We start from the raw sequence: 26,223 nt of genomic DNA on the forward strand, positions 1-26,223 counted from the left end.
CGACTCGCAGGTGCCTACCAGTGCGCGGGACGGCTCAAGGAGGCCGGGATCTTCGTCGAGCCGTCCCCGCGGGCCGCGTTGACCTGTGCCTGCGTGAGGAAGATGCTGCCGGTCAGATCGGCGCCCTGAAGACGCGCGTCGCGGAGGTCGGCCCCGATGAGGTCGGCCTCGCGCAGGTCGGCGCCGGTGAGGTCGGCCGCGATCAGGTAGGCGCCGCGCAGGTTGGCGCCCCGCAGGTCGGCGCCCTTGAGGCGGGCGCCCATCAGGTCGGCGCCCCGGTGGTTCTTCCTGCGGCCGGGGACGGCCGCCCGTACGAGTTCGCTGACCTTCAGGAGCGTCTCGCTGACCTCGCCGCGGAGGGTGGGGACGTCGGCCGCGGCGAGGGTGGCGGCGTCGGCGCGGGTGAGCTCCTCGATCCCGTCGAGGGCGCGCCGCACCTCCTGATGCGCCGGGCGGGCCCGCTCCAGCTCCAGCGCCTCGGTCAAGTACCAGAGGAGTTCGTGCAGTTGGCGCATGACGGGGAAGACGTCGAACATCACGCGCGCGGTCCCGCGCGACGTACGCCAGTCCTCGCCGCCGAACGTGCCCTGTGACACCTGCTGGCCGGCTCCGAAGCAGTCGAAGACCGTGCAGCCCGAGTAGCCCTTGTCCCGGAGCGTGGCGTGGGTGCCGCAGCGGAAGTCGTCCTGGAGGTTGCGGCACGGCTTGCCCGCGGGCTTGTTCGCGGCGAAGTCGGAGGACTTGGCGAAGGGCAGGGCGACACAGCACAGCCCGAAGCAGTTCCCGCAGTCGGCGCGCAGGTCGAGACGACGGCGGTGTCCCGCCTCCGGCACCGTGTCGGGGCCCGAGCTTTCCGACACTGAGGCCACGGGTCGGCGGGTTTCGCGCTTCTGGGACAACGGGCCTGGTCTCCTGCGTGGTGACGGTGGGCCGGGTGCGGCCACTCGCGACGGCGCCCGGTTCGGACGTTCATTGTCCCTGATGCCCCCGCCCGCCCCTTGTGCGACCCGGGGGCGCCGCGCCACGGGGGCGGCGACGGCGCGCGCAGAAGTGGCGTACACCCGCGGGGCCGTAGCGGAGTTTCGCCGCCAAGGGCAGGATACTCCGACCCTCAGGTTGATCTTTAACCGTGGCACCGTTAGTTTGTAAACGTGACCGAGGCGCATGTGAAGCGGGCGTTCAAGTACCGCTTCTACCCCACGGACGAGCAGGCAGCCGAGCTGTCGCGCACGTTCGGCTGCGTGCGGAAGGTCTACAACCTGGCGCTCGCCGCCCGGACGGAAGCGTGGGCGCGACAGGAGCGGGTGAACTACAACGCGACGTCAGCGATGCTGACGGCGTGGAAAAAGACCGAGGCACTCGCGTTCCTGAACGAGGTCTCTTCGGTTCCGCTCCAGCAGTGTTTGCGGCACTTGCAGGCGGCGTTCACCAGCTTCTTCGGTAAGCGGGCGCGGTATCCGCGTTTCAAGTCGAAGAAGAAGTCGCGCAGGTCCGCCGAGTACACCGCCTCCGGTTTCCGCTTCCGGGACGGGAAGCTGACGCTGGCGAAGATGGCTCAGCCGCTGGACATCGTGTGGTCCCGTCCGCTCCCGGAGGAGGCGAAGCCGTCTACGGTGACCGTCTCTCAGGACGCGGCGGGGCGCTGGTTCGTCTCCATGCTGTGCGAGGACCCCAGCATCAAACCGCTGCCCGCAGCCGCCGGTAACTCAGTGGGCGTTGACGTCGGCCTGGACCACCTTCTGACCCTGTCCACCGGCGAAAAGATCGCCAACCCGAGGCACGAGCGCCGCGACCGCGCCCAGCTCGCCCTGGCTCAGCGCCGTCTGGCGAAGAAGGCCAAGGGGGCCGGAGCCAACCGGCGCAAGGCCCGGCGTAAAGTCGCCAGGATCCACGCCCGGATCGCCGACCGGCGCCGGGACGGCCTGCACAAGCTGACGACCCGACTCGTTCGTGAGAACCAAACGATCGTGATCGAAGAACTGACCGTGCGGAACATGGTCAAGAACCGGCACCTCGCCCGCGCCATCAGCGATGCGGCGTGGGCCGAGTTCCGGACCCTGCTGGAGTACAAGGCCGCCTGGTACGGGCGAGAAGTGATCGTCGTCGACCGCTTCTTCCCCTCGTCCAAGCTGTGCTCCGCCTGCGGCACTCTCCAGGAGAAGATGCCGCTCAACGTCCGTAGCTGGACGTGCGGAAGCTGTGGTGCGACCCACGACCGGGACGTGAACGCGGCGAAGAACCTGCTGGCCGTCGGACTGACGGTGTCGGCCTGTGGAGCTGGTGTAAGACCTCAACGGAGAACTCCGGGCGGGCCGTCGGCGACGAAGCAGGAAACCCCATGGCGCGAGCCGTAGGAATCCCCCTCCTTCAGAAGGGGAAGAAGTCAACCGCTCCATGATGCTCAACACCACACCCGACACCACCACCAGGACCCGGACGAGGCGGACGAGCCCGTCCTCGACGCCGACGGCAGGCCGGTCAACCCGCGCTCACCGGCGATGCTGCGCGACATGTTCGCCTACGCGCGCTCGCTCGCCGCGCACAAGCGGACCCACCCGGCGGACGACGTCATGACGGTCCTGGCCACCGACCCCGACCTGACGGCGGCCGAGCTCGAGATGTTCTTCTTCCTGCTCACGGTCGCCGGCAACGACACGGTGCGCAGCGCGGCCCCCGGCGGCCTTCTGGAGCTGGCCCGGGCGCCGGAGGCGTACGGTCTGCTGCGCGACGGGAAGGCCGACCCGGCGACGGCGGTCGACGAGCTCCTGCGCCGCCATCCGCCGGTCCTCACGTTCCGCCGCACCGCCGTCCGCGACGCGGTCCTGGCGGGCCGCCGTGTCCGCGCGGGCGACAAGGTCGTCGTCTTCCACGCCTCGGCCAACCACGACGAACGCGTCTTCAGCGACCCGCACCGCCTCGACCTCGCCCGCAGCCCCAACCCGCACGTCTCGTTCGGGGACGGCCCGCACGTCTGCCTGGGCGCGCACTTCGCGCGCCTGCAGTTGCGGGTGCTGTACGAGGAGACCTGCCGGGCCCTGCCGGTGCTCGAGCCGGCCGGCCCACCACGGCGTCTGCTGTCGAACTTCATCAACGGTGTGAAGGAGCTGCCGGTCGCCACGGCCCCCGGCTGACGTCTCCCCCGGTCTCTCGTGGCCCGGTGTACCCGCCGGGCCCGGTACCGTGGGGGAGGAACGATCTCGTGGGCCTCCTGGCGGGCTGCGTGAACCCAGGAGGAACCAGATGACGACGAACCGCGGACGCAAGCACGTGATCCGGCACCGGATGACGTCGACCGGAGAGTCGTACGTCGTCGCCGCCAAGAACCTCAAGGCGATGAAGGACATGGGCGCCACCGCGGAGGCCGTGCGTACCCAGCGCTGGCGGCCGGCGGACTCCCTGGACGTCCCCTGCCCCTGCGGTGGCACGTGCGAGCCCGGCGAGAAGTGCGACCGCTGCCACGCCGTCCACCGCCACGTGGCCCGCGCCCCCGGCAGCCTCACGGACGTCGAGACGTGGATGGACAAGTACGACTGCATGGGCTGCGCGTCCTCGTACACGCTGACCGTCGTCCTGCCCGGCCGCCCGTGGGGCATCGCCGAGACGATCGTGCAGGGCGGCTCCGCGGAGCCGGTGGTCCGGGCCCGCGTCTTCCCGGGCGTCGTGCACCCGATGATGCGCCCGGAGACGCCGGCGGAGGACTGAGCCTCCGCCGGAGCCCCGGGCCCGGCTCAGCCCGCTTCCGGCGCCAGCCGCAGCGAGATCGAGTTGATGCAGTACCGCTGGTCCGTCGGGGTGGGGTAGCCCTCGCCCTCGAAGACGTGTCCGAGGTGGGAGCCGCAGCGGGCACAGCGCACCTCGGTGCGGACCATGCCGTGCGAGCGGTCCGCGATCAGCTCGACGGCGTCCGTTTCCTTCGGGTCGAAGAAGGACGGCCAGCCGCAGTGCGACTCGAACTTCTCTCCCGAGGTGAAGAGCTCCGCGCCGCACGCGCGACAGGAGTAGACGCCCTCGGTCTTGGTGTCCGTGTACTCACCGACGAAGGCGGGCTCGGTGCCGGCCTGGCGCAGTACCGCGTACTCCGCCGCGGTCAGCTCCGCGCGCCACTCCTCGTCCGGCTTTTCGACGTCGTACGACATTCAGCTCAGTCCTTCACTTGGCAAGGCGATCCAGGATCTGCGGGCCGAGCTCCGTGACGTCACCCGCGCCCATGGTGAGAACAAGGTCGCCCGGCTTGGCCATTCCCGCGATCACGTCGGGCACGGTCGCCTTGTCGTGGACGGCGTCCACGTCGGCGCCCGCGGCGCGGGCCGCGTCGATGATGAGGCCGCTGGTGATGCCGGGGATCGGGTCCTCGCGGGCCGGATAGATGTCCAGGACCACGGACGCGTCGGCGAGGGCGAGGGCGTCGCCCATCTCCTTGCCGAGCTCCTGGGTGCGGGAGAAGAGGTGGGGCTGGAACACGACGAGAATCCGGGAGTCCCCCGCGGCCGAGCGCATCGCCTCGAGGTCGGCGGACATCTCGGTGGGGTGGTGCGCGTACGAGTCGATGACCTGTACGCCGTTCTCCTCGCCCTTGAGCTGGAGGCGGCGCTTGACGCCGGTGTACGACTTCAGCGCCGCGGCCAGGTTGCGGGAGGGGATGCCGAGCGCGACGCCGGCGGCGAGGGCCGCGACCGCGTTGTGCGCGTAGTGGCGGCCGGGGACCGAGACCGTGAACGTGAGCAGCTTGCCGTCGAGGAGGACGGTGACCTCGCTGGTCAGACCGCGCGGGGTGACTTTGTGGATGCGGACGTCGGCCGCCTCCGACTCTCCGTAGGTGACGACCTTCAGGGACGTCGTGTCCCGCAGCCGGCGGGTCAGCTCGACCGCGCCGGACTGGTCCGCGGCGATGACGAGCGTGCCACCGGGGACGATCTTGGAGGCGAAGGTCTCGAAGGACTCGTAGATCTCGTCCATCGACGCGTAGTTGGCGTGGTGGTCGAGCTCGACGTTGAGGACGATGGCGACCTCGGGCGCGTACTTGTGGAAGCTGCGGTCCGACTCGTCGGCCTCGGCGACGAAGATCTCGCCCGCGCCGTGCAGCGCGTTCGAGCCGGGGGCGTCGAGGTCGCCGCCGATGGCGTACGAGGGGTCGAGGCCCAGGGAGGACAGGGACACCGCCAGCATCGACGTGGTCGTCGTCTTGCCGTGCGTGCCGGCGACCGCGATGGGGCGCAGGCCGTCCATGAGCGAGGCGAGGGCGTCGGAGCGGTGGACGACCGGGATGCCGAGCTCGGCGGCGCGGGCCAGCTCGGGGTTGTCGGCGCGGATCGCGGAGGAGACGACGACGCAGGTGGCGTCCGGGGCGAGGTACGCGGCGTCGTGGCCGATGTGGACCGTGGCACCGAGCGAGCGCAGCGCCCCGGCCGTGGCGGACTCCCTGGAGTCGCTGCCGGCGACCTGGGCGCCGCGCTGCGCGAGGATCTTCGCGATGCCCGACATTCCGGCGCCGCCGATGCCGATGAAGTGCGGTCGGTCCATGGCGGTGGGCAGGCCGGGTGCCATTGGTTTCTCCCTGGGACGGTGTGCTGCTGCGTGCCCACTGTGCGGGCAGGCTCAGCCTACTTTCTCCGTGCACCCCGCCCGCGCAACCCCGTACCGCCCCGGCGGCTACGCCTTGCTGTACGAGAAGAGCTTCAGGACCGGGACGCCCACCTTGTGCCGGGCGCGCGAGGCCCAGTCGCGGTGGAAGAACTCCTCCACGTAGTGCGGGTCGGTCAGGACGATGACCTCGTCGGCGCCGATCTCGTCGACGAGGGACTTCAGCGCGTCCAGGGGGTGGTCCTCGACGAGGCGGCCCTCCGCCTCGCAGCCGGCCTGGTGGAGTGCGGTGAGGGAGACCTGGAGTGCTTGTTCGCCGGGTTCCGTGGCGTCCTCGCCCTCGGGTACGTCCTTCTCCTTCGCCGCGTCGTCGAGCTCCCCCATGGCGACGTCGTCGATGGCCCGCAGCAGGCGGTCGGCCTGGTCGCCTCGGGGCTGGAGCAGCACATGGAACGCGACTTCCTCGTCGCCGTGCAAGGTGGTGACGAACTCCACGTCGGCGGACGTCAGGGCCTTCTCGATCATCAATACGCTCGTGAACACGACAGGCGCCCTTCTTCTCTCCTCCGTGGGCCGTCGACTCTCGACCGGTCCCTGCGGAAACCATCCTGCCCCGTGGCCGTACGGGGTCTGCGAGATTTAGTGTGCCCAGCGGAAGCTAAACGGAACGGCATATTCCACTGATTGTCAGCTCCGACGGTATCGGGTGAACAGGAACCCGGCCTCTTCCAGTACAGAAGCCATCTCGAAACGCTCAGGGACGGTCAGGGACGGTCCCCCGGCAATGCGCTGGGCGTCGCCGGCGGTGAGCATCGGCGACAGTGTCAGACAGAGTTCGTCGAGCACCTGTGCGGCCACGAACTGGCCGAGCAGGCGGGGTCCGCCCTCCGTGAGCAGCCGGGTGAGCCCGCGCTCCGCGAGCGCCCGGACCGCGCGCTCCGGCTCGACCGTGGCGCCCTCGCCGGCGATCAGCACCTCGGCGCCGGCCTTGCGGGCGGCCTCCATACGGTCGGGCGGGGCTCCGGCGCCGGTGACCACGAAGGTGGGGACGAGGGGCGACGTGAAGAGCGGAAGGGAGAAGTCGAGGTCCAGGCTCGCGGTGATCACCGCGATGGCCGGGGCGGGGCCCTGTCCGGCCGCCTCCCTGCGCGCGGCGAAGGCCTCACGCGCGCGTGCCGGGCGATAGCCCTCCAGACGGACCGTTTCCGCACCGACCAGGACGGCGTCCGCGAGACCGCGCAGGGTGCCGAAGATCCGCATGTCGGCGGCGCACGAGATGCCCTGCGAGCGGCCGTCGTGCTGGGCGGCACCGTCGAGCGTGGAGACCATGTTGGCCCGCAGCCATACGTCCTGCCCCAAGGGGTAGGCATAGGCGTCCGCGAGCTCGTCGAGACTCCATTCACGGGGTTCGTGGGCCGCGTGATCTGCTGTTTCGTACGTCACAGGGAACAGGCGTCGCATGTCACGCAGTCTCCCACGGCGTCTAGAGTTGGGTGCTGTGTCGTCCTCCACCACTGCCCCGGCTCAGAGTCCGATAGCCGACGCGGCCCCGCTGTCCCTGTGCGCCCGTGAGCCGCTCGTCCCCGCGGACCGCTTGGTCGCCGAGATGGTGCCCCCGCCGCGCTTCGACTCGGTCCGCTTCGAGACGTACATCCCGGACCCCAAACAGCCCAGCCAGACCGAGGCGGTGCGGGTCCTGAGCGACTTCGCGGCCGGGCTCGGCGGCGCCCACGCGAGCGGCTCGGGCAAGCGGCGGTGGTTCGCCAAGAAGCCCGCGGCACCCACCGGGCCCCGCGGCGTCTATCTGGACGGCGGCTACGGCGTCGGCAAGACCCACCTGCTCGCCTCGCTCTGGCACGCCACCCCCGCGGCCCCCGAGCAGAAGGCGTTCGGCACCTTCGTCGAGCTGACGAACCTGGTGGGCGCGCTCGGCTTCCAGCAGACGGTGCGCACGCTCGGCGAGCACCGGCTGCTGTGCATCGACGAGTTCGAGCTGGACGACCCGGGCGACACGGTCCTGGTGTCGACCCTGCTGGGCAAGCTCGTCGACGCGGGCGTCGCGCTCGCCGCAACCTCGAACACGCTGCCGGGCAAGCTCGGCGAGGGCCGGTTCGCCTCCGCCGACTTCCTGCGCGAGATCCAGGGCCTGTCCGCCCACTTCCGCCCCCTGCGCATCGACGGCGAGGACTACCGCCACCGCGGCCTGCCCGAAGCGCCCGGCCCGTTCTCCGACGAACAGGTGACGAAGGCTGCGTACGCGACGCAGGGCGCCTCGCTCGACGACTTCCCGCATCTGCTCGACCACCTCGCGCGCGTGCACCCCAGCCGCTACGGCGCCCTGACGGACGACCTGAAGGCGGTCTGCCTCACGGATGTGCAGCCCGTCCCCGACCAGTCGACGGCGCTGCGGCTCGTCGTGCTCGCCGACCGGCTCTACGACCGCGAGATCCCCGTGCTCGCCTCCGGACTCCCCTTCGACCAACTGTTCAGCGCAGAGATGCTGAACGGCGGCTACCGCAAGAAGTACTTCCGCGCGATCTCCCGCCTGACCGCGCTCGCGCGGGACGCGAAGGGGCTCGTGAGGGCGTAGGGGGCAGGGGCTCACGCGCGCGTGCGGGGTGGCGTGTGACGGCCGGGACATGAGCGACAGGCCGTCACACGCGTGGTTCCCGTGAACCATGCCGCGTGATACACACGACCGGGTCACAGTTCCTGTCCGCCAGCAGGAGGTTGCCCCATGTCTGAAGCACGTACCGCACGTACCGCTCAGTCCCCCGCAACACGACGTCAGGTCCTCGCGCGCGGCGGCGCTTCCGTCGCCGCCATCGCCTTCGCCGGAAGCCTCTCCGAGCTCTTCGCGGGCACGGCCGCCGCGCAGAGCCTCGGCAACAAGGGCTACGGCCCGCTGGTGCCCGACCCCGCCGGGCTGCTCGACCTGCCCGCGGGGTTCCGCTACAAGGTCCTCTCGCGCGAGGGCGACCCGCTGCGCTCCGGCGAGGGCAAGGTGCCCAGCAACCACGACGGCATGACGGCCCTGGAGGGCAGACACGGCCAGGTCCACCTGGTCCGCAACCACGAGAACCGCGTCACCGCGAAGATCGCCGTGCCGACCGTCGAGGGGCTCACCTACGACCCGATGGGCAAGGGCGGCTGTACGGCACTCACGCTCGACCATCGGGGCAATGTCCTGTCGGAGCGCGTCGCCATCGCCGGCACGGCCGTCAACTGCGCGGGCGGGCACACGCCTTGGGGCACCTGGCTGACCTGCGAGGAGACCGAGGACAAGGCCGGCACGAACGGCTACACCAAGGACCACGGCTTCATCTTCGAGGTCGACCCGGCCGACCCGCACCGCTCGGGTGCCGTGCCGCTGACCGCGATGGGCCGCTTCCAGCACGAGGCGATCGCGATCGACCCGAAGCGGGGCGTCGTCTACGAGACCGAGGACGCCTTCGAGAAGCCGTTCGGCCTGTTCTACCGCTTCCTGCCCGAGAAGCCCGAGGGCGGCCTCGGTTCCCTGCGGGCGGGCGGAACGCTCCAGGCGATGCGAGTACCCGGGGTGCCCGACCTGTCCGTGATCCAGGAGACGGGCGCGACCTTCGGCGGCATCGAGTGGGTCGACGTACCCGACCCGCTGGCCGCGCAGACCCCCATCCGTCTCCAGGACTTCGGCCCGAAGGGCATCACGCACGCGCAGAAGCTGGAGGGCTGCTACTGGGGCGGCTCGTCCGTCTATTTCGTCTCCTCCTTCGCCCACAGCGCGCAGGGCTCGGCGGCCGATCACTTCGGGCAGATCTGGCGCTACGACCCGACCAAGCGCCGGCTCACGCTGGTGATCGTCTTCGGTCCGAGCACCGACGTCCAGCTGCCGGGCGAGGAGCCCGACAACATCTGCCTCGCGCCCAGCGGCGGCCTGATGGTGTGTGAGGACGGCGAGGGCGCGCAGCACGTCTTCGGTGTGACCCGCCGCGGCGACGTGTATGCGATGGCGCGCGGGCGCCAGAACATCGGCACGGCGCAGGAACCGGCGTGGGGCGAGTTCGCGGGCGTCACGTTCTCCCCGGACGGCGACACGATGTACGTCAACTGCTACACGCCCGGGACGACCTTCGCCGTGACGGGGCCCTGGCAGCGGTAGCGCAGGTGCCCGGTCCGTCGCACGATCGAGGGACCTGACGGGAAGGGGTGCGCGGTGGCCAAGGCCGACAAGGACACGAAGCGGGAGGGCAAGGGCAAGCCGGCCAAGAGCCCCGGGAAGTCCCGGGCCGAGGCCGGTCAGGCCCCCGGAAAGCCGTCCGGGAAGTCCTCCGGCTCGAAGTCGCCCGTCGCGCTGCGTGAGCTGCTGCGCATCCCCCCGGGCAAGCCCGTGGAACTCGCCTCCTGCGACGCACGGGCGACGCCCGCGGGCCCCTCCGGCAAGGCCGCCGGCGTGGAGGCGACCGCCCGTATGGGTGAACGCCTCGCGGACCTCCAGGAGCGCCTGTGGGCCTCCGGCACGGCGGGCGACCGGCGCCGGATCCTGCTGATTCTCCAGGGCATGGACACCAGCGGCAAAGGCGGCACGGTCAAGCACGTCATCGGCCTCTTCAACCCCTCCGGCTGCCGTATCAAGGCCTTCAAGGCGCCGACCGCCGAGGAGCGCGGCCATCCGTTCCTGTGGCGCATCATGCGGGCGCTCCCCGAGCCCGGCGAGATCGGCATCTTCGACCGCTCGCAGTACGAGGACGTCCTCGCCGCCCGCGTCCGCGGCCTCGTCCCGCGCCGCCGACTGGGCGGCCGCTACGGCCAGATCAACCGCTTCGAGCAGTCGTTGGCGGAGGACGGCGTGACGGTCGTCAAGTGCTTCCTCCACATCTCGTACGAGGAACAGCGCGAGCGGCTCCTCAAACGGCTCGACAACCCGGACAAGCACTGGAAGTTCACCATGGGGGACATCGAGGACCGCGCCCTGTGGCCCGCGTACCAGGAGGCGTACGAGATCGCGCTGGAGCGCTGCTCGACGGATGCCGCGCCCTGGTACGTGGTGCCGGCCGACCGCAAGTGGTATCGCAACTGGGCCGTCAGCAAGCTGCTCCTGGAACATCTGGAGGCGCTGGACCCGAAGTACCCGAAGGCGGACTTCGACGTGGCCGGGGCGAGGGAGCAGTTGCTCGCGCAGGGGTGAGGCGAGGTTCCGGCCCCACCAGTGCCGCCCCCAACTGCGGCTGATTCACCGAGCGTGCCGATCCCGCCCCCTGGGCAGGGTCTTAGGGGTCCTCCCGGGCCCATGAGCCCTTCAGGACGTCGCCCCCTAGGGACAAGGACACGGACACATGGAACGACACGCAGTCTGGGAGTTCACCGACGACCGCGGGCATGTGGCGGCCGCGGGGGACGTGCCGTTACGGGTGGTGGCCTACATACAGGCCGGCGCCACCCTGTGGGACCACGGGATACGGCCGGTGGGGATCTTCGGCTCGTTCCACGACGGGGACGCCGCCGACCCGGCCAAGGCGGGGACGCTGCCGCTCGGCGAGGTCCGCTACCTCGGCGCGGGCGCGGGGCTCGGCCTGGAGGCCGTGCTCGCGGCCGAACCCGACCTCGTCGTCGCCGTCACCTACGGCGGCAGCCAGGTGTACGGCGTCGATCCCGACGTGGCGAAGCACCTGGAGGAGCACGTCCCGGTCGTCGTGGTCGACGTCGGGCAGGGCCGCTCGCTCACCGCGGTCAGGGAGCGCTTCGCCGGGCTGGCGCGCTCGCTCGGGGCGCGGGACCGGGCCGGGACCGAACTGGAGCGCGCCATGCGGGAGTTGGAGCAGGTCGCGCAGGACAATCCGGGGCGGGTACTGGCCCTGTCGCCGGGTGGCCCGGACAGCGTCCATCTGGCCCGCCCCGCCAAGTGGCCCGACCTGAGCGCACTGACGGCCCTCGGCGTACGCACAGTCGAACCGCCGCAGGGGCCGGGCGCCAACTGGAACACGTCCGGGTGGGCACAGGCCGCCGCGCTCACCCCCGACATCGTGCTCGTCGACTCCCGCGCGAACGCGGCCGCGCGCGAGCAGTACGCGGCGGACCCGCACTGGCTGCAGGTCGCGGCCGGGGCACGCCTGCTCCCCTGGAACCCGGAGCTCCCGGCGAGCGAGTCCGCCCACGCGCGGTTCTTCGCTCAGGTGGCCGGGGCGCTGCGGGACACCTGAGCCCCGCGACCCCGCTCTTCGCCCACCTGGCCCGACGCCGCTCCGCACACGCGACATGATGCGCAATTAATCCCATTAGTACGTTTATTGTCGCCGCGTGATGACCTATGTACGGAGATTTGCGCTGGTCTGCGCCCTGGGCGCGCTGGGGGTCGGAGCTGCCGCGTGCAGTGGGGGCGGCGGATCCACCGGGCACCCGGGGCGAGGGGAGGTGAGCGCGTCCACCGCGCCCTCGCGCCCGCCTACACTCGCACCGGGCCCCGCCGGTCTCACCCCCGTGTTCAAGAGCGCTCCCCACCCCCGGGACCGCACCGTCGCCCTCACCTTCGACGCCGACATGACCGCCGACGAGGGCCCCCGCGCCGCGGCCGGTGAGCACTTCGACAACCCGGCCCTGATCGCGACCCTGCGCCGGCTGAAGGTCCCCGCGACGGTGTTCATGACGGGACGGTGGGCCGAGGAGTACCCGGCCGAAGCGAAGTCGATCGGGAGCGATCCGCTCTTCGAGGTCGCCAACCACTCGTACAGCCACTACGCCTTCACCGGTAAGTGCTACGGGCTGCCCACCATGCCGCCCGCGCAGATGCGGTCGGACGTGGAGCGCGCCTTCACCGCGTTCCGCAAGGCCGGGGTGAAGCGCACGGTGCCGTACTTCCGCTTCCCGGGCGGGTGTTACGACAAGGAGGTGCTCCGGAAGCTGACCCCGGCGGGCGTCACGGCCGTGCAGTGGGACGTGGTGAGCGGTGACGCGTTCGCGACGGACTCGGCGGCGGTGGCGCAGCAGGTTCTCGACGGGGTGCGGCCCGGTTCGGTCGTCGTCATGCACTGCACCCGCAGCGCGGCGCCCGCCACGGAAGCCGCGGTGCGCGCCGTCGTGCCGAAGCTGCGGGAGCGCGGGTACCGGTTCGTGCGGGTGTCGGAGCTGATCAGGTCGACGGCCCAGCACTAGGGCCCGTCCGGGGCCCGCACTACGGTGGGAGTCATGGCTGACTACTGCGACGGGCCGGGGCCGCGTACGGACCCGGACGTGTCCGAACCGGCCGGCGCGACCACGGAACCGTTCGCCGAGTGCGTGCTGTGCCGCAGGCCCACCGAGTACCCGGAGTCCCGCAAGGGCGTGACGCTGTGCCCCGTGTGCGAATGGCAGGAGGCACAGCGCACGTCCTGCTCGGGGTGACCGTCGCTGTCGCACGACGCCGCGAAGAACCGATCTTCCGCCTGGCAGACTGGTCCGGTGAGCAGTGACGACCAGACCCTCCAGAAAGACGCCGCCGACGCCTCCGCCGGCGTGCCGCAAGACAGCCCCTTCCGGTCCGAGCGGACCGTACGCGACGAGGCTCAGCAGTTCGTGCTGCCTCTCGTGGTGCGTATCGAGCGGGCCGCTCCCCCGGCCCGCACCGACGCCCTGGAGACGGCTGCCCGCGCCGTCCTCGTGATCCTCTCCGATCCGCGCGCGACCGGCGACGGCGAGTGGGCGCAGGTCATGCGCGACTGGCAGGACGCCCGGATCCGCAAAGTGGTGCGACGGGCGCGCGGCGCCGAGTGGCGCAGGGCGGAGGCGCTCGACGGGATCACGGTGACGGGGAAGTCGGCCGAGGTACGGGTCTTCCCGCCGGTCCCGCTCGACGGCTGGCCCAAGGATCTCGCCCGGCTCCAGGTGTCGGGAACGGAACTGGACGACCCGGAGCCCCCGGCGGACCCGGACCTCACGGCACCCGTCCTGTGGCTGAGCCCCGACCTCGACATGACGGCGGGCAAGTCGATGGCCCAGGCGGGCCACGCCGCGCAGCTGGCCTGGTGGGAACTGACGGACGAGCAGCGCGCGGAGTGGCGCGACGCCGGTTTCCCGCTTTCCGCACGCACCGCGGACACGGACCGCTGGGCCGAGCTGACCACGAGCGGCCTGCCGGTGGTCCGGGACGCCGGATTCACGGAGATCGCCCCCGGGAACACCGTGGTGGCCGAAGGGGGCAGCCACTTCTGTCCTCTCCGGCGCGCACGACGGCCGTAGGCGGGCTGCTCCGCGTCGGCGTCCGGGGCAGCCCGCCCGCTGACGGCTCTCAGGACGCCGGGACTTTCAGCTTGTCCCAGCTGGTCTTGCCCGGAATGCCGTCCGCGTCCTTGCCCTTGAAGCCGAGCTTCTGCTGCCAGGCCTTGTAGGACTTGCGGTCGGCGTCGGTCCACTCGGGGCTGGGCCCCTCCTCGTAGTGGTCGCAGCCCTCGGCGACCAGGCGGCGGCCCATGGCGGTGATGAGCGCGGACTTCTGGCCGTTGTGGAAGAAGCCGCTGCCCGGAAACGGGGCGTGCGACGGCTTGGACGGCGTGGGCTTCGGGTCGGGCCCGGGGTCGGAACCCTGGGACTTCCCGGCGAGCCGGTCGGCGATCCGCTTGCGCATGCCGTCCATCGTGAAACCGCGCGGGTCCTGCTTGCCCGGCTGCCACTCCTTGTGGCCGATGACCGACCGCTCGCTCCAGCCGTAGTGGCGGCAGATCGCGGCGGACACCTTCTCGATGGCCTCCTTCTGCGCCTCGGGCCAGGGGTCCTTGCCGTCGCCGAGGTTGATGCACTCGAAGCCGTAGAAGTGCCGGTTGCCGTCGGTGTCGGCCTCGTTGTCGTGCGGCAGCCTCGACTCGTCGACCACGGCGCGCAGGACGTCGCTGTCGCCCAACCCCGCATGATTGGCACGGCCGTTGCCGACGAGGTGGATCTCGCCCTTCTTGTCGATGACGCCGTGGCACAGCGGCCCCGGCAGGCCCGAGTAGCCGTTGTAGCAGATGTTCACGGAGGCGTCCGTGCCCGAGGTGACGGTGTGGTGGATCATCACGCCGTTCACCGGGCCCCAGGGACCCTTCGTATTGCGGTTGTGCGTACGCCAGTTGCGCACCTCGTGGACCGTCAGACCCTCCTTACGCAGGATCTCCACCAGTTTCGACGCGCTCAATGGTGTGGCCATCACTCGTCTCCTTCCACGGCGGACTCCGCTTCTGCGGTGGTCTGCGACCGCCCGTGCGAGGGGCCCTCGGCCGCGAGTTCCTCACGGTGTGCCTGTTCCTCCGCCGCGAGGGTCGCCTCGTCCGCGGCCGGGATGCCGATCGCGAGCGGGCCGAAGGCGAGGCGCAGGTCGACGGCGCTCTCCTCACCCTTGACCAGGGCCAGCGGGGCGAAGTGGCGGGCGATGCCGGCGGGCCCCTGGAGCAGCGGGCGGCGCGCCGGGTCCGTCGGCCATTCGACGCTTCCCGTGGCGGTGCGCGCGGGGACGAGCCAGTGGTCGCCGGTCCGGTACGTGCCGTCCTTGGCGAAGTACACCTCGACACCGTCCTCCAGAGGCAGCCACTCCCCCTCCGCGACGGGGACGGCGCCGCCCTTCAGGGTTGCGGTCCGGCCCCTGCGCCTCGGGCCCTCGCGGTGGTCCCAGCGGCGCACGAACGGGTGCAGGTGGGGAAGCCGGCCGACGCCCGGTTCGGGCTCGGCGGACAGGCGGACCCGGCGGCCCGGCAGGTCGAGTTCCTCGACGCGCAGCAGGGGCAGGGTTTCCAGGCGGGAGGCGTAGGCGGTGTCCGTGAACTCGACGAAGTCGCCGACGTCCAGGTCGAGCTTGTCGTCGTGACCGAGGGACGCCAGCTGCACCCAGGTGCCGTCGAGTGCGTCGACCGGGAAGACGACGGAGCCGTTCTCGCGGGACCACTTGAAGGTGGCGTCCTTCGCCCCGCCGCCGGCATGGACCTCGACCCGGTACAGCTGGTTCTCCGGACCGCGGTAGCGGGCGTCGGGCCTGACCAGGCACGGGTCCTCGTCGGCGTGGTCGGGCCGCTCGCTGCGGGCGGCCAGCCGGGCGGTGGCTGCCGCCTGGCGCCGCGCCCACTTGTCGAAGGCAACGCGGACGACCTCCTTCGACGGATCGGCGTCCTCGATCGCCAGCGCCGCGAGGGACAGCGGCAGCACCTGCCAGACCACCTTGACGCGGGCCGCGGTGTCCGGCATCGCCGCGCCGAGGGCGACCTCGCGCAGCGCCGGGTCCTCGGCGGCGTTCACCGACCGCTCCCACACGTTCAGGTAGACCACGAAAGGCGACTGCGCGGGCGAGGGCAGCCGGTCGCCGGGCTTCTCCGGGTCGCGGAAGGCGTCGGGCTGGTCCCAGTAGGTCCAGTACGACGGCGGGGCGGCCGTGTCCTCGGCGTCCTCGGCGTTCTCGGCGTCCTCGTCCGGCACAGGCGTTCCGGGCGCCGGGCGGTCCGCGTCGAGCAGGATGCCGTCGACGTAGTAACGGCCGCCGTGGATGTGGAGGGTGTCGATGTCGTGCCTGCCGCCCACGTACTCGACGCGGAAGCCCGCCGCGTCGCGCGGCCCGCCGTAGCGGCCGATCAGGTCCGCGGCGAGGGTGCGGGCCCGATGGAGCTGGATCGCGGTCTGCTCGTTGGCGTCGGCGTCGAGCTGGACGCGGCCCTGCTGGGCGACGACCGCGGAGTAGTGCCGCTCCGGGTGGAAGGTGAGACGGGAGAGATCAGCGTGCATGAAGGGGGTCCCCCTGGTTCAGGAAAGTACGGGTGGGTCGTACGGCGGCACTGCTCATGTCACGAAGAGGATTCCGGCGTCCGTGCCCGCGGGCGTGGACTCCGCGAGCCGTGCGCGCAGACCGTCCTCGCGCTGCGGCCGGTACAGGTCGTGGAAGGCGCCCATCTCGGCACCGTCGTCCGCGCCGCGCCGGATCTCCTCGGGGCAGCGGTCGGCCAACTGCCCGTACCAGGGCGTCCCGTAGCGAATGGCGGCGAACAACGGCTGGACGCCGGGCGTGAGATCAGGCTGGCAGCGGTGCCGTCGTGGCGTGCGCGAGCCGGTGGGGACGTACGAGTACCGCAGGCAGCCGATGCCGCGCCGGGCCACCCGCAGCTGGCCCGTGAAGACCGAGTTCTCGGCGATCTCCACCGCGTGCGTGTGGACTTCGCCGATGACGGTCGTGCGGTGCGCGTGCAGCACGGCGTGGGCGAGGCGGCAGTCCGGTGCGGACAGGGCCTCGCGGTCGTGGCCGGTGGCGTCCAGGATGCTGTCGCGGAGGTGGATGTCGAGGGGGTCCTCGCCGACCTCGTCGCCGATGACCTCGATGGTGCCGAGGATGCTGTGCTCGATCTGGAGGCAGGCGGTGGTGCGTTCCAGGACGAGGCTGGGCTCGTCGGGCGAGTGCGGCTCGCACTCGGGCTCCAGTGACCAGCCGGGTACGAGGGTGGTGTGCCGTAGGACGACGGCTCCCATCGGCCCGGTGACGTTGATGCCGCGCCCGGCGACCAGCAGCCCGTCGAGGACGATGCGCGGTCGCTCGTGCGGGGCGCAATCGTCGGCCACGGCACGGATGTTGAGGGCGTCGGGCCGGTTGCTGTACCAGTCGAGCAGCCGCATCACCGGTCGCGTGCCCTCGGCCGCCCGGAGCTCCAGCCGGTCGCCGGGGTCGAGGTCGAAGTCCAGCTGCTCCTGGTAGGCGCCGCTGTGCGTGATCTCGATGATTCCGTCGGGGCCGGTACGGTCCGCACGGCGGTCGTGCCGCCAGGCCCGGTACGCGTCCATGATCTGCCGGTACGGCTGTCCGGGGCCGACCCGGTAGAAGGCGGCGTCGGGCCGGTCCACGCGGTCGTGCCGCTCGTACTCGCCGCCGCCCATGTCGGCGCCGGACGCGTAGTGGTAGTCCACCCACACGCCCTGCCGGGGCGCCGAGCGCGCACCGAACGCGATCCGCCCGAGCTCCGGGTCGACGGCGACCTGACCGCGCTTCGGCCGGTAGCGCCACTCGGACAGGTCGGCGACCACGATGTCGGACGGCGGTACGGGCTTGTCCTCGCCGTCGCGCCGGACGACGAAGCTCTTGCCGGGGCCGTAGTAGTCGAGGAGGCGGTCGTGGAGCAGGCGGCGGGTGATGAACGCGGGGACGTTGTCGACCGTGGCGATGTGGGTCGGCGACGGCTCCGGGACCGGCTCGGTGACCAGGGGGCTGTCATGGCCGAGGATCGAGAACGTGTAGAGGTTGCGGGCGCGGTCGATGCAGTAGGCCGGAGAGGACGTCAGCGAGTACGCCTTGAGCCGCCAGACGAAGAGGCCGACTCCCGCCGGGGTCCAACCACCCTGCCTCTTGGACGAGTTGGCGCGGCGGACGTCGACGGTGCGGGAGGTGCTGTCAAAGGGGCCGCCGGCGAGCGCGAGCGCCGAGCCGTCCCGGAGGTCGAGGAGGCGCCCCCTCTCCGCGGCCGTGTCCCGGTACAGCTTCACCGACTGGTGGTGAGCGACCAGCCGCGACAGCTCGACAGCCCGCGCGGGCCAGCCGGCGACCTGCTCGGAGATCTCCTCCAGCAGGTGCAGGGTCCCCTTGCGGCGGCGGCCGGCGACCGTGGCCGCCACGTCCGCGCGCGGCGCGACGGCCTCGGCCAGCGCGGCACGCCCGCCCTCGTGCAGGCCCGCGGTGAGGACGCGCTCGTAGCCCGGCAGGGTGCGGTATCCGACCAGGTCGCCGAGGTACGGCAGCACCCAGGGGGCCGCCGTCTCCACGAACAGGTCCTCGTAGCCCTGCTCGACGCCGTCGCGGACCCGGTCGAGCTGCTCGGCGACGACCGCGAGCAGCGCGCGCAGCGGCTCGCCCTCCTCGGCGTCGCGCAGGAGGTGCCAGCGGGGCAGCAGGGCGGCGAGGCCGTCAGGTTCCCGGTTCGTGGTGAGGGCTGTCGGGTCGAACTGGACATCCGCTGAATGCGCGGCCATCACTTGACCTCCGTCAGAATCAGGGTGCCCGCGGCTCGCGGGGACAGCAGGGCGAGCTGGGCGGGGCGGATGCCGCGGAAGACGAACACCGACCGGCCCTTCGCCAGGCGCCGGGTGTCGGTGATGTCGGGGTTGAGGCGCAGGAGTTCGGCGAGCGGAATGCCGTGGCGCGCGCAGACCGCCGACAGGGTCTCGCCGTCGGCGTCGCGGACGGTGTGGATCTTCTCGTCGTACGTCGCCTCGCGCGCGGGAACACTCGGCCGCGGTGCGCCGGGGTCGGTGAGCAGCTCGGCGAGCTCTTCCGGGGTGGCGGACGCGGGGACGCCGTTGAAGACGTCGACGTCAACGTAGTCGACACCCGGCACGGTGTGGGCCGCCGCGAGAAGGTCGGAGAGCCGGGCGGGCTGCCCCAACTCGCTTCCCTCATAGCCGAGTCGGCGCAGCAGCACCTGCCGCAGCCGTGGTTCGACGAATTCCCAGGCGTGGTCCGCAGCGACCTTCACCCTGGCGGCGACGAGCAGCAGGACCAGCTCACGCACGTCCACGCGGACGGGCAGGTTGACGTCGCCGTACTCGGTGAGGGCCCCGCGCAGGGCGCGCAGGGTGGCTGATCCCGCACCGTCTCCGTCCAGGGGCACGTCGTCGGTGCCCGCGACCGTCACGTGCAGCACGCGCCGCCGTCCGTCGAAGAGTTCGCGTGCGGCGGCCCGGCCGATGCCTGCACGGGAGCGGGCGAAGTCCTCGTAGTCGGCCGCCGAGACGAGCCGGTCGAGGGCGGAGACGGCCAGCGGGACCGTCCGGCGGGTGAGGCCCGGACCGTCCGCGTCGGCGCCGCCCGTCGCCGGGCGGGGGTTCGTGACGGCGGTGACGCCGAGCGGGCGGGTGAGGGGCTGGGTGAGGCGGTCGGCAGGGACGTTGGCGGCCTTGCCGGTGCCGAAGCGGTAGCGGGCGTGGACGTTCTCGTGACCGCTGGGCAGCCGGGCCCCGTGCACGCCGTCGCCGAAGGTGACCGTCGTCCGGCCGTCGGAGGCGGTGCCGGTGATGTAGATCCGCTCGCGCGGGCCGCGTCCGGCAAGGCTGTCGACCTCGTGCCACAGGACGCCGTCGACCCGGATCTCCAGCACCGGTGTGGCGCCGAGGGGGTTGTCGTCGGCAAGCCAGGTGAGCGGGGACTGCCAGAGCGCAAACGCCTGGTTGACGCGGTCCGAGTCGCCGCTGCCGATGGCCTCCTCCCGGCTCTCGCCGTGGGTGGCCTCGACGACGTTTCCGAGGATACGGACGGTCTCGCGGCGGTAGCGGTGGGCGAGGTCGGTGGTCAGGGTGAGGTGGGTGTGGACGCGGTCCCCCGGCAGCTGCGGGTCCACGGTCGCGTCGGCGGCGGCGATCGTGACGACCTCGGTGGCGGTGACGCCGGCCGTCCCGGGGATGTCGCTGCGCTCGCCGGTCACGATGAGGGTGCGTCCGGCGCCCAAACCGTCGTACAGCTCGGCGAGTTCGATCCCGTTGCCGTGGACCTCCTCGCCGAGCGGCTCGTCGGCCAGGCGCAGCGGCGCGCCCGCCGCGTGCACGGTGGTGTCGCGGATGTGCGACAGGAGGACGTCGAACTCGTCCAGCCAGGTGTCGGCGAGGGTGAGTTCGGTGCCGCGGCCGGTGATCCCGTAGTTGGTGTACGCCGCCGTGCGCACGGCCACGACCTGGGTCGTGACGAACGCGAGCTCGGGGTCGCCGGGTATGCCGTCCTCGGCGCCCTTGGCGGGGCGCTGGATCGCGACCCAGCTGCCGACCGTGATGCCGGTGTGCACGGTGTCGAGCTGCAGGACGCGCCGGTCGACGGCCGCGTGCTTGCCGGCGATGACGATCTCGACCTTGGGCTCGCTGCTGCCCACCCCGTAGCGCAGGCTCACCTCGTACTCACCGTGGGTGAACTGCTCGGTGGCGCCCGGACGCAGGGAGATCTCCTGCGTGGTGCCGTCCTTGACGCCGACGTGGATCAGGCCGTCCTCGTCCGGACGGGACACGAACAGGGTGCATTCGGGCAGACCGTTGCGCAGGCGCGCGGTGACGCCGGGCTCCTGGGAATCGGCGGGGACGGGGGTCCCCCCGCTCGCACGGGTTCGGGAGTGGGGGAGGGTGAGCCAGCTCAGCTCGCGGTCCTGGGCGGAGCGCGTCGACAGGTCGACCTGGCCGGGGCCCAGCGCGAAAGTGATCTGCCCGGTGACGGGCAGCGGCACTGCCCGCTGGTCGGAGCCGTTGCCCTCGACGTACTGGAACTCCGCCCGGATCGGCGCCTTGCCCGCGGTGTCGTGGACGACCCGCAGGCTGGTCAGCACGGCCCCGGTGAGCGGCCAGTCCGCGCTGCGGATGACCCGTCCCTTGTCGTCCTGGACGGGCTTGAGCGGGGCCGTGGCGCCGAAGGGGGCCGCGGTGATCCGCATCGCGAGCAGGTCGCGCAGGAGCCGCGCGCTGCCGGGGGCGGCGGCCGCCGCCCTGCGCCAGGCCGGGTAGAGGCCGGCGAGGCCGGGGTTGAGGACCGCGAGGACAGCGGCGGGGTCGGCACTGGCACGTGGAGCACCGGTTTCCGGGCCCGGCCCGGCGGTACGCAGGGCCGGAAGTACGGCAGACAGCGCCTGGTAGGCGGCGGTGCGTGGGTCGCCCTTCGGGGGCGCGGGGAACTGCGCGACCAGCCCCGACGGCGCCGCGGCCCGACGACTTCCCGCCGCACCGTCCTCGACACTTGTCGCCGGCGCCAATTCGAGTGCTCGCTCGGCACGTTCGGCCAGCACCGCCTGCAGCTGCTCGAACCAGGCCGCCACGTCCTCCCACGGTTCGGCGAGCACCTGCGCCTCGCCGAGGCGGGCGACGGGCTCCGCGAGGCAGGCCGCGAGGCTCTCGGGTGTCTTCACGTCGTCCAGAGCCGCGCGGAGCGGGGCCAGCACCTGGTCCTCGAAGTCCTCGATCAACCGGCTCACCGGCCGCGGGTTCGGGACCTCCGGCGTGGGCGGCTCCTCCCCCGGCTCACCGGGCGCCGCGGGCTCGGCGGTCCACCGCCGCACCTCGTCGACCAGCTCCTTCAGCGTGGGCGGTGCCGACTTCTGCAGGGAGATCGCCGTGATGTCGTCGTCCCGGTCGGTGCGTACGCCTGCTACGGGCAGCAACTCCCGTTCACCGGCGGCCTGTTCACCGAAGACGAAGAGCAACTGGTCGCCGGTCTGCAGGGAGTTCGCGGTGCCCTCGACGAAGAGTTCGGAGCGGCGCTCCAGATCCTCCGGGGTGACCAGGGACGGCCGGCGCCTGCGCACCTTCAGCTCGTTCCAGTCCCAGCGGGCCGTGAGGTCCCGGCTGGTCTCGAAGGTCACGGACTCCTCGTCGGCGGAGGCGGGCACGCCGTGGGTGCGCGCGCCGCGCGGGATCAGCACGGGCAGCGCCTCGGCACGCGGGTCGCGTTCGAGGGTGTACGCGAGGTGGGTGGTGGCGGCGACACCCGGCCGCGGGCGGTGGCCGACGAGCCGGCCCAGCAGGACCAGCGACCGGTGCTCGCCCGCCGTACGGAGGTAGGCCTCGTCGGCGATCCGCTCCGAGTGGAACGTGAGCAGGTCGCCGAGGACGGCGGTGGCGTCGAGGAGACCGATCGCCGGGTCGTCGGGGGTACGGACGGTCAGGCCACCGAGCGCCGGGTACGCCGGTGAGGCGAGCCGGTCGAGCAGGGCGGCGAGGAACGAGCCGTACTCGCCGACGCGGTAGTCGAGGGCGGTGCGGCCGGGCGGGTTGTGCGGCGGGGCGGGCGCGAGACGCTCGTCGTGGCCGCCGCGGCAGCCGCAGGCGCACTCTTCAGAGGCGGTCATCGGGGGCACCTCCCAGGGATATCGCCAGGTGGCCGTTCTCCGGCCGGTCCGGGTCGTTGTCGCACGTGGCGATCTCCAGCGGGCCGAGCCGCAGCACGCCGTCCTCCCTCTCTCCTCGGTCCTGCTCGAACAGCCGCCGCAGACGGTCGACTTGGACGTTCCGCACGCCCGGCACGGCCGCGGCGACGGCGACCAGACGGCTCAGGCGGACGGGCTCGCCGAAGGTCAGCGCGTCCGGGTGGAAGAACCCGAGCCGCCCGCCGGGGAGGCGGCCGCTGCCGAGGACTCGGTACAGCTCGGCCAGCACCTGCCCCTGCTGATGGCCGGGCGCGGCGCACACGCTCAGCGCGATCTCGAGCGGCACCGGACGGGCGGGGCCGACCACGAGGTCGTGGCCGATGCGCCGGTACGCCTCCAGGGACTGCTCGACCCGGGCGAGCAGCTCGGCCGGCGGCTCTGCGCTGCCGTACGCGTCGATCGCGACGTGAGCCTCCTGGACACTGCCGGTCCAGCGGATCTCCGCCGCGGCCCGCTGCACACCCGGCAGAGCGCGGGCGAGGTCCGCGTAGTCCTCGGCGGTGACCGCGCGCAGGCGGGTGCGGCGCAGGTCGAGCGGGGCCAACTGGCGTGCCTGATCGACGGGCTCGGGCTCGACCCCGCCGGTGGCGGGCAGCGGGTTGCGGACCACGGTGACCCGCGGCTGTTCACAGCCACTCTGGACGACCAGGTGGTTGATGGCCTCCGCGCCGACGTTGCCGGCGATGCCGCCGCCGAGCCGGTGACGCAGGGCGAGCCGGCTGCCCGGCGTCGGCCTGGCGCCGTGCCGGCCGTCCCCGAAGCGCAGGGCGACACGGCCGTCGTCCTCCAGCTCCCCGACGAAGTGCCGGTCGCGGGGCCCGCTGTGGAGCAGGTCGCGGCGGGGCATCCAGGTCAGGTCGCCGTCCTCCACGTGTACGGCGGGCAGTGCCCTGCGCGGGTCCTGGCCGAGCGCGGCGGCCGCGGACCCCCGCAGCACGGGCTCGTCGGGGTGCAGTCCTGCCGCGTACGCCGGGCCCCAGCTGTGCGCGATCTCCCAGGCGATGTGCCCGTCGAGGACCGCGCCCGCACGGGCCCGGGACGCGAGGATCTCCGCGCGGCGCAACTTCGCTTCGAGCAACTCGTCGTTTCTGTGCAGGAGTTCGCGCAGGGCGCGGACGGGATGCGTGCGCAGTTCGAGCCGCTCCAGGACCTTCAGGCCGTAGATCACGGCGAGTTCTTCGATCTCCTCGTCCCCGAGCCCGTCGCGGTCGCGGGCGCTGCGCCACAGCTCGACGAGCCGCTGCCGCACCCGGCCCGCGATCGCGGCGATCCGCTCGGCCTGCCCGGCGGCCACGACCTGCGCGTCGGGGAACGGCACCGCCTGTACGACCGGGGAACGGCCGAGAACGGGGCGGAAGCGGGGTGTGATGCCCGGGTAGACGGATTGCGCGAGCAGGGTGCGCAGGGCAGCCGTCTGGGCGTACGCCGTGCCGGGCACCACACGCTCGTGCCGCTGCCCGGCGCGCTCCAGACCGAGTCCGGCGCGGACGGTCGCCGCCTCACCCACCACCTCGAACAGCTCGCGTACGTCGTCGGGTACGAGTGCCTGCCCGTCCGCCGTCCGGTCCGTGAGGGAGTTGATGAGCCGGGCCGGTGCGTTGCCCTCGTCCCGGTCGCCGCAGCCGAAGGTGAGCGAAGCGAGATGGGGGTACCCCCGGCCGGAGGCTGGGGGAGGGTCGCAGGGCGCGACGACGGCCGGACCGGGCGGCACGGTGACCGTCTGAGGGAGTCCGGTGAGGGTTCGGCCGTGGTCGACGAGGACGACGTTGCCGCGGGCCAGGCTCACGTCCTCGACGGGCAGGCAGTCGCGGCCGGCGCGCGTGGTGAGGCGGAGCGGGAAGCGCAGAGCGTCCTCGGCGGCCCAGGTGACCTCCAGGACCGGCTGGTCCTCGATGCGGTCGACGCCCGGGGTGACGGAGGTGAGGCGTACGGCCTGGCGGTGGCGGGGATCGGCGTCGCCGGGGGTGCCCGTACGCGGGCCCTTCACCTCCTCCAGGACCAGCACGTCTCCGGGGCGGAGGGCGAGTCGGCGCTCCCGGCAGGTCTCCGGGTCGTCCCACTCGTCGCGCAGGGTGGCGGAGGTGGCGCCCGTGGGCAGAGTGCACAGCTCGCCGCCCCAGGTCCACAGGCGGATCCTGTTGTGCGCGACCTTCAGTTCCAGCGGGTCGGCGGCGACGACCGGTTCGAAGATCTCCACCGAGCCGCGCTCGTCCAGGTCGCCGATGTCGCTCTCGTCGATCACCGTGCCCGGTTCGGGCCGGTCGTGCGGATCGAGGGTGCGCACGTCGACGGAGGCGAAGCGGAAAGTGCCCGGAGCGAGGGTGGTGTCACCCGCGGTCTGCACGGTGACATACGCCCGCGCGGTGCAGCCGTCGTTCATGGCGTAGTCGATGAGCCGGACGTGCCGCCGCACGGAGACCCGGCGGCGCGCGGTGTCCAGGTAGGCCTCGGTGGCCACCGCGTCCTGCTGGTAGCTGATCTGATCGCCGGTGTACGCGAGCAGCTCGACGAGCGTGACGCCCAGGTCGGCGGGGTTTCGCTCGACCCGGTCGGGGGTGGTGAGCGCGAGCCGGTCCAGGAGCAGTTTACGGATGGTCTCGTAGTCGCGGACCGTGTAGTCGACGACGGGCGCCTCCGGGAAGTCCGCCTCCTGAGGCTCGGCCTCCTTGCAGTCGAAGGGGGTCGGGCAGTCCGGCCGGAAGGCGAAGGACGCACGGTGGTAGCGCTGGTCGAAACCGCGGAAGGGCTCGGTGCCGGGGCGCCCGTACGGGTCGGTCTCGACGAGCGAGAACACGTACTCCGAGGTGTCTCCGGCCCGGTCGAGGGTGACGTGGAGCCGGTCGTCGAGCTCCGGGTCCTCCTCGCGCTCGATGCTGACGTCGACGGCGGTGATGCCGGTGATCCGGCGGCCGCCGTCGATCCGGACGTTCTCCGGTCCGAGGCGGTGCGGCGCCTTGCCGAGGAACATGACAGTGAGCAGCAGCCCGTCGTCACTGACCTCGACGGAGTCAACTCCGTTGAGCCGAGCGGCTCTTACCTTGGCGCGGCGGGAGGTGGTGGTACCGGTGGTCACGCCGCCCTCCCTTCGAAGACGTCGTCCGCGCGGGTTCCGGTGGCGCGCAGGACGTACGACAGGTGGACCCGAACGGCGTCGTCGGCGCTCTCCACGTCGAGGGCCACCACGTCGATGAGGTCGCCGAGCCAGCGCTGGAGCGACGCCTGCACGGACAGTTCGAGCGTGCTGACGAGTTCGGGGCTGTTCGGGGCGAAGACCAGATCGAGGAGCCCGCAGCCGAAGTCGGGGCGCATCACCCGCTCGCCGGGGCTGGTGAACAGCAGTTGCTCGATCAGGTCGTGGACGTGTTCACCGTGGGCGGCGTGCGCGGTGCGTCCCCGGCGGTCGGCACGGAAGGGGAACGCGATGTCGCTGCGCGGGCGGGTTCCCCGGCTCGTCGGGCTCATCGGACGGTCACCTTTCGCTGGGTGGCCTGGACGACGGGCGGCCCCTGCGGCACGAACGCCGCGGTGAAGCACTGGGCCGCCGAGGTGTCGAGCAGCACGGGGACGCCGGCGACGGTGACGCCGGTGCCGTCGGCGGTCCAGCGGACCGAGACACAGGGCTTGTGCACACCGTCCTGGGTGTGCGGGCAGCCGGTGACGACGTACGTGTGCGCGGCCGTGGCGACGGCCGCACCCTCGATGCGTACGCCGCCGGAAGGTGTGGTGGCGGCGGTGACGCGGCCGCCGTGCGGGCAGCCGATCACGGCGCCGGCGTCGAGCAGACTCCCGGACACTTGGTGCTTCCCCCGTC

At 72.1% G+C, this 26,223-nt stretch carries 21 protein-coding genes and 1 pseudogene; 10 read left to right on the top strand and 12 right to left on the bottom strand.

Features of this window, described 5'->3' with window-relative positions; translation table 11 throughout:
- Window positions 1–14: 14 nt before the first annotated feature.
- On the bottom strand, window positions 15–860 hold the full coding sequence (locus OG456_RS08290; RefSeq protein ID WP_266558706.1) for a pentapeptide repeat-containing protein: 846 nt from the start codon (window positions 858–860) through the stop codon (window positions 15–17).
- 291 nt (window positions 861–1,151) lie between these two features.
- Between OG456_RS08290 and OG456_RS08295 the strand changes: the two genes are divergently transcribed.
- The 3 genes and pseudogenes from OG456_RS08295 (at window position 1,152) to OG456_RS08305 (ending at window position 3,702) form a co-directional block, all read left to right on the top strand.
- Window positions 1,152–2,354 (top strand): RNA-guided endonuclease TnpB family protein, encoded by a 1,203-nt coding sequence (locus tag OG456_RS08295; protein ID WP_266558707.1) that lies wholly within the window; start codon window positions 1,152–1,154, stop codon window positions 2,352–2,354.
- Between the two features lie 69 nt (window positions 2,355–2,423).
- Window positions 2,424–3,131, top strand: a pseudogene (locus OG456_RS08300) (cytochrome P450); the annotation flags it as partial.
- A gap of 109 nt (window positions 3,132–3,240) precedes the next feature.
- Window positions 3,241–3,702, top strand: coding sequence for a hypothetical protein (locus OG456_RS08305; protein WP_266558708.1), 462 nt, complete (start codon window positions 3,241–3,243; stop codon window positions 3,700–3,702).
- 26 nt (window positions 3,703–3,728) lie between these two features.
- Here OG456_RS08305 and msrB read toward each other — a convergent pair whose 3' ends face one another.
- The 4 genes from msrB to OG456_RS08325 form a co-directional block, all read right to left on the bottom strand.
- On the bottom strand, window positions 3,729–4,136 hold the full coding sequence (gene msrB / locus OG456_RS08310; RefSeq protein ID WP_266558709.1) for a peptide-methionine (R)-S-oxide reductase MsrB: 408 nt from the start codon (window positions 4,134–4,136) through the stop codon (window positions 3,729–3,731).
- A 13-nt stretch (window positions 4,137–4,149) separates the two neighbouring features.
- Window positions 4,150–5,544: a UDP-N-acetylmuramate--L-alanine ligase gene (murC, locus tag OG456_RS08315; protein WP_266558710.1), complete on the bottom strand. Its 1,395-nt coding sequence runs from the start codon at window positions 5,542–5,544 to the stop codon at window positions 4,150–4,152.
- A 105-nt stretch (window positions 5,545–5,649) separates the two neighbouring features.
- A complete protein-coding gene (locus OG456_RS08320) occupies window positions 5,650–6,123 on the bottom strand; it encodes an indole-3-glycerol phosphate synthase (RefSeq protein WP_266558711.1) in 474 nt (157 codons plus the stop codon).
- Window positions 6,124–6,267: 144 nt separating this feature from the next.
- Entirely contained in the window at window positions 6,268–7,041 is a 774-nt protein-coding gene (locus OG456_RS08325) for a pyrimidine reductase family protein (protein ID WP_266558712.1), read from the bottom strand.
- 37 nt (window positions 7,042–7,078) lie between these two features.
- Between OG456_RS08325 and zapE the strand changes: the two genes are divergently transcribed.
- From zapE to OG456_RS08360, 7 genes are all read left to right on the top strand, one after another.
- Complete coding sequence (gene zapE, locus OG456_RS08330; RefSeq protein WP_266558713.1) at window positions 7,079–8,170, top strand: cell division protein ZapE; 1,092 nt, start codon at window positions 7,079–7,081, stop codon at window positions 8,168–8,170.
- Between the two features lie 147 nt (window positions 8,171–8,317).
- On the top strand, window positions 8,318–9,718 hold the full coding sequence (locus OG456_RS08335) for an alkaline phosphatase PhoX (protein ID WP_266558714.1): 1,401 nt from the start codon (window positions 8,318–8,320) through the stop codon (window positions 9,716–9,718).
- 192 nt (window positions 9,719–9,910) lie between these two features.
- Complete coding sequence (locus OG456_RS08340) at window positions 9,911–10,744, top strand: polyphosphate kinase 2 family protein (protein ID WP_266569121.1); 834 nt, start codon at window positions 9,911–9,913, stop codon at window positions 10,742–10,744.
- Window positions 10,745–10,892: 148 nt separating this feature from the next.
- Entirely contained in the window at window positions 10,893–11,756 is an 864-nt protein-coding gene (locus tag OG456_RS08345) for an ABC transporter substrate-binding protein (RefSeq protein WP_266558715.1), read from the top strand.
- Between the two features lie 97 nt (window positions 11,757–11,853).
- Entirely contained in the window at window positions 11,854–12,705 is an 852-nt protein-coding gene (locus OG456_RS08350) for a polysaccharide deacetylase family protein (RefSeq protein WP_266558716.1), read from the top strand.
- A 33-nt stretch (window positions 12,706–12,738) separates the two neighbouring features.
- Window positions 12,739–12,933, top strand: coding sequence for a hypothetical protein (locus tag OG456_RS08355; protein WP_266558718.1), 195 nt, complete (start codon window positions 12,739–12,741; stop codon window positions 12,931–12,933).
- 111 nt (window positions 12,934–13,044) lie between these two features.
- Window positions 13,045–13,767, top strand: a complete 723-nt coding sequence (locus tag OG456_RS08360; RefSeq protein WP_266569122.1) for an aminoacyl-tRNA hydrolase — start codon at window positions 13,045–13,047, stop codon at window positions 13,765–13,767.
- 49 nt (window positions 13,768–13,816) lie between these two features.
- On the opposite strand, the gene OG456_RS08365 is transcribed toward OG456_RS08360, so the two are convergent.
- From OG456_RS08365 to OG456_RS08395, 7 genes are read right to left on the bottom strand one after another with little or no spacing between them, the layout of a single operon-like run.
- Window positions 13,817–14,710, bottom strand: coding sequence for a peptidoglycan-binding protein (locus OG456_RS08365; RefSeq protein WP_266558720.1), 894 nt, complete (start codon window positions 14,708–14,710; stop codon window positions 13,817–13,819).
- Window positions 14,710–16,269 carry a DUF6519 domain-containing protein gene (locus OG456_RS08370; protein ID WP_266558722.1) on the bottom strand — a complete coding sequence of 520 codons (1,560 nt, stop codon included), beginning with the start codon at window positions 16,267–16,269 and terminating at the stop codon, window positions 14,710–14,712. The genes OG456_RS08365 and OG456_RS08370 overlap by 1 nt, the downstream gene beginning before the upstream one ends.
- Window positions 16,270–16,323: 54 nt before the next feature.
- On the bottom strand, window positions 16,324–18,492 hold the full coding sequence (locus OG456_RS08375) for a hypothetical protein (RefSeq protein ID WP_266558724.1): 2,169 nt from the start codon (window positions 18,490–18,492) through the stop codon (window positions 16,324–16,326).
- Complete coding sequence (locus OG456_RS08380; protein ID WP_266558726.1) at window positions 18,492–22,334, bottom strand: putative baseplate assembly protein; 3,843 nt, start codon at window positions 22,332–22,334, stop codon at window positions 18,492–18,494. Before OG456_RS08380 ends, OG456_RS08375 begins: the two co-directional genes overlap by 1 nt.
- Window positions 22,321–25,485, bottom strand: coding sequence for a putative baseplate assembly protein (locus tag OG456_RS08385; protein WP_266558728.1), 3,165 nt, complete (start codon window positions 25,483–25,485; stop codon window positions 22,321–22,323). The genes OG456_RS08380 and OG456_RS08385 overlap by 14 nt, the downstream gene beginning before the upstream one ends.
- On the bottom strand, window positions 25,482–25,874 hold the full coding sequence (locus OG456_RS08390) for a GPW/gp25 family protein (protein WP_116508651.1): 393 nt from the start codon (window positions 25,872–25,874) through the stop codon (window positions 25,482–25,484). Before OG456_RS08390 ends, OG456_RS08385 begins: the two co-directional genes overlap by 4 nt.
- Entirely contained in the window at window positions 25,871–26,206 is a 336-nt protein-coding gene (locus OG456_RS08395; RefSeq protein WP_266558731.1) for a hypothetical protein, read from the bottom strand. Before OG456_RS08395 ends, OG456_RS08390 begins: the two co-directional genes overlap by 4 nt.
- Window positions 26,207–26,223 lie beyond the last annotated feature (17 nt).

Origin of the sequence: Streptomyces sp. NBC_01446, assembly GCF_026340095.1 — a bacterium.
GTDB lineage: Bacteria > Actinomycetota > Actinomycetes > Streptomycetales > Streptomycetaceae > Streptomyces > Streptomyces aureus.

Bases quoted from the DNA above. Each gene is read 5' to 3' on its own strand.
- OG456_RS08305 (WP_266558708.1), top strand. From the start codon at position 3,241: ATGACGACGAACCGCGGACGCAAGCACGTGATCCGGCACCGGATGACG.
- msrB (WP_266558709.1), bottom strand. From the start codon at position 4,136: ATGTCGTACGACGTCGAAAAGCCGGACGAGGAGTGGCGCGCGGAGCTG.
- murC (WP_266558710.1), bottom strand. From the start codon at position 5,544: ATGGCACCCGGCCTGCCCACCGCCATGGACCGACCGCACTTCATCGGC.
- OG456_RS08325 (WP_266558712.1), bottom strand. From the start codon at position 7,041: ATGCGACGCCTGTTCCCTGTGACGTACGAAACAGCAGATCACGCGGCC.
- OG456_RS08335 (WP_266558714.1), top strand. From the start codon at position 8,318: ATGTCTGAAGCACGTACCGCACGTACCGCTCAGTCCCCCGCAACACGA.
- OG456_RS08345 (WP_266558715.1), top strand. From the start codon at position 10,893: ATGGAACGACACGCAGTCTGGGAGTTCACCGACGACCGCGGGCATGTG.
- OG456_RS08355 (WP_266558718.1), top strand. From the start codon at position 12,739: ATGGCTGACTACTGCGACGGGCCGGGGCCGCGTACGGACCCGGACGTG.
- OG456_RS08365 (WP_266558720.1), bottom strand. From the start codon at position 14,710: ATGGCCACACCATTGAGCGCGTCGAAACTGGTGGAGATCCTGCGTAAG.
- OG456_RS08370 (WP_266558722.1), bottom strand. From the start codon at position 16,269: ATGCACGCTGATCTCTCCCGTCTCACCTTCCACCCGGAGCGGCACTAC.
- OG456_RS08375 (WP_266558724.1), bottom strand. From the start codon at position 18,492: ATGGCCGCGCATTCAGCGGATGTCCAGTTCGACCCGACAGCCCTCACC.
- OG456_RS08380 (WP_266558726.1), bottom strand. From the start codon at position 22,334: ATGACCGCCTCTGAAGAGTGCGCCTGCGGCTGCCGCGGCGGCCACGAC.
- OG456_RS08390 (WP_116508651.1), bottom strand. From the start codon at position 25,874: ATGAGCCCGACGAGCCGGGGAACCCGCCCGCGCAGCGACATCGCGTTC.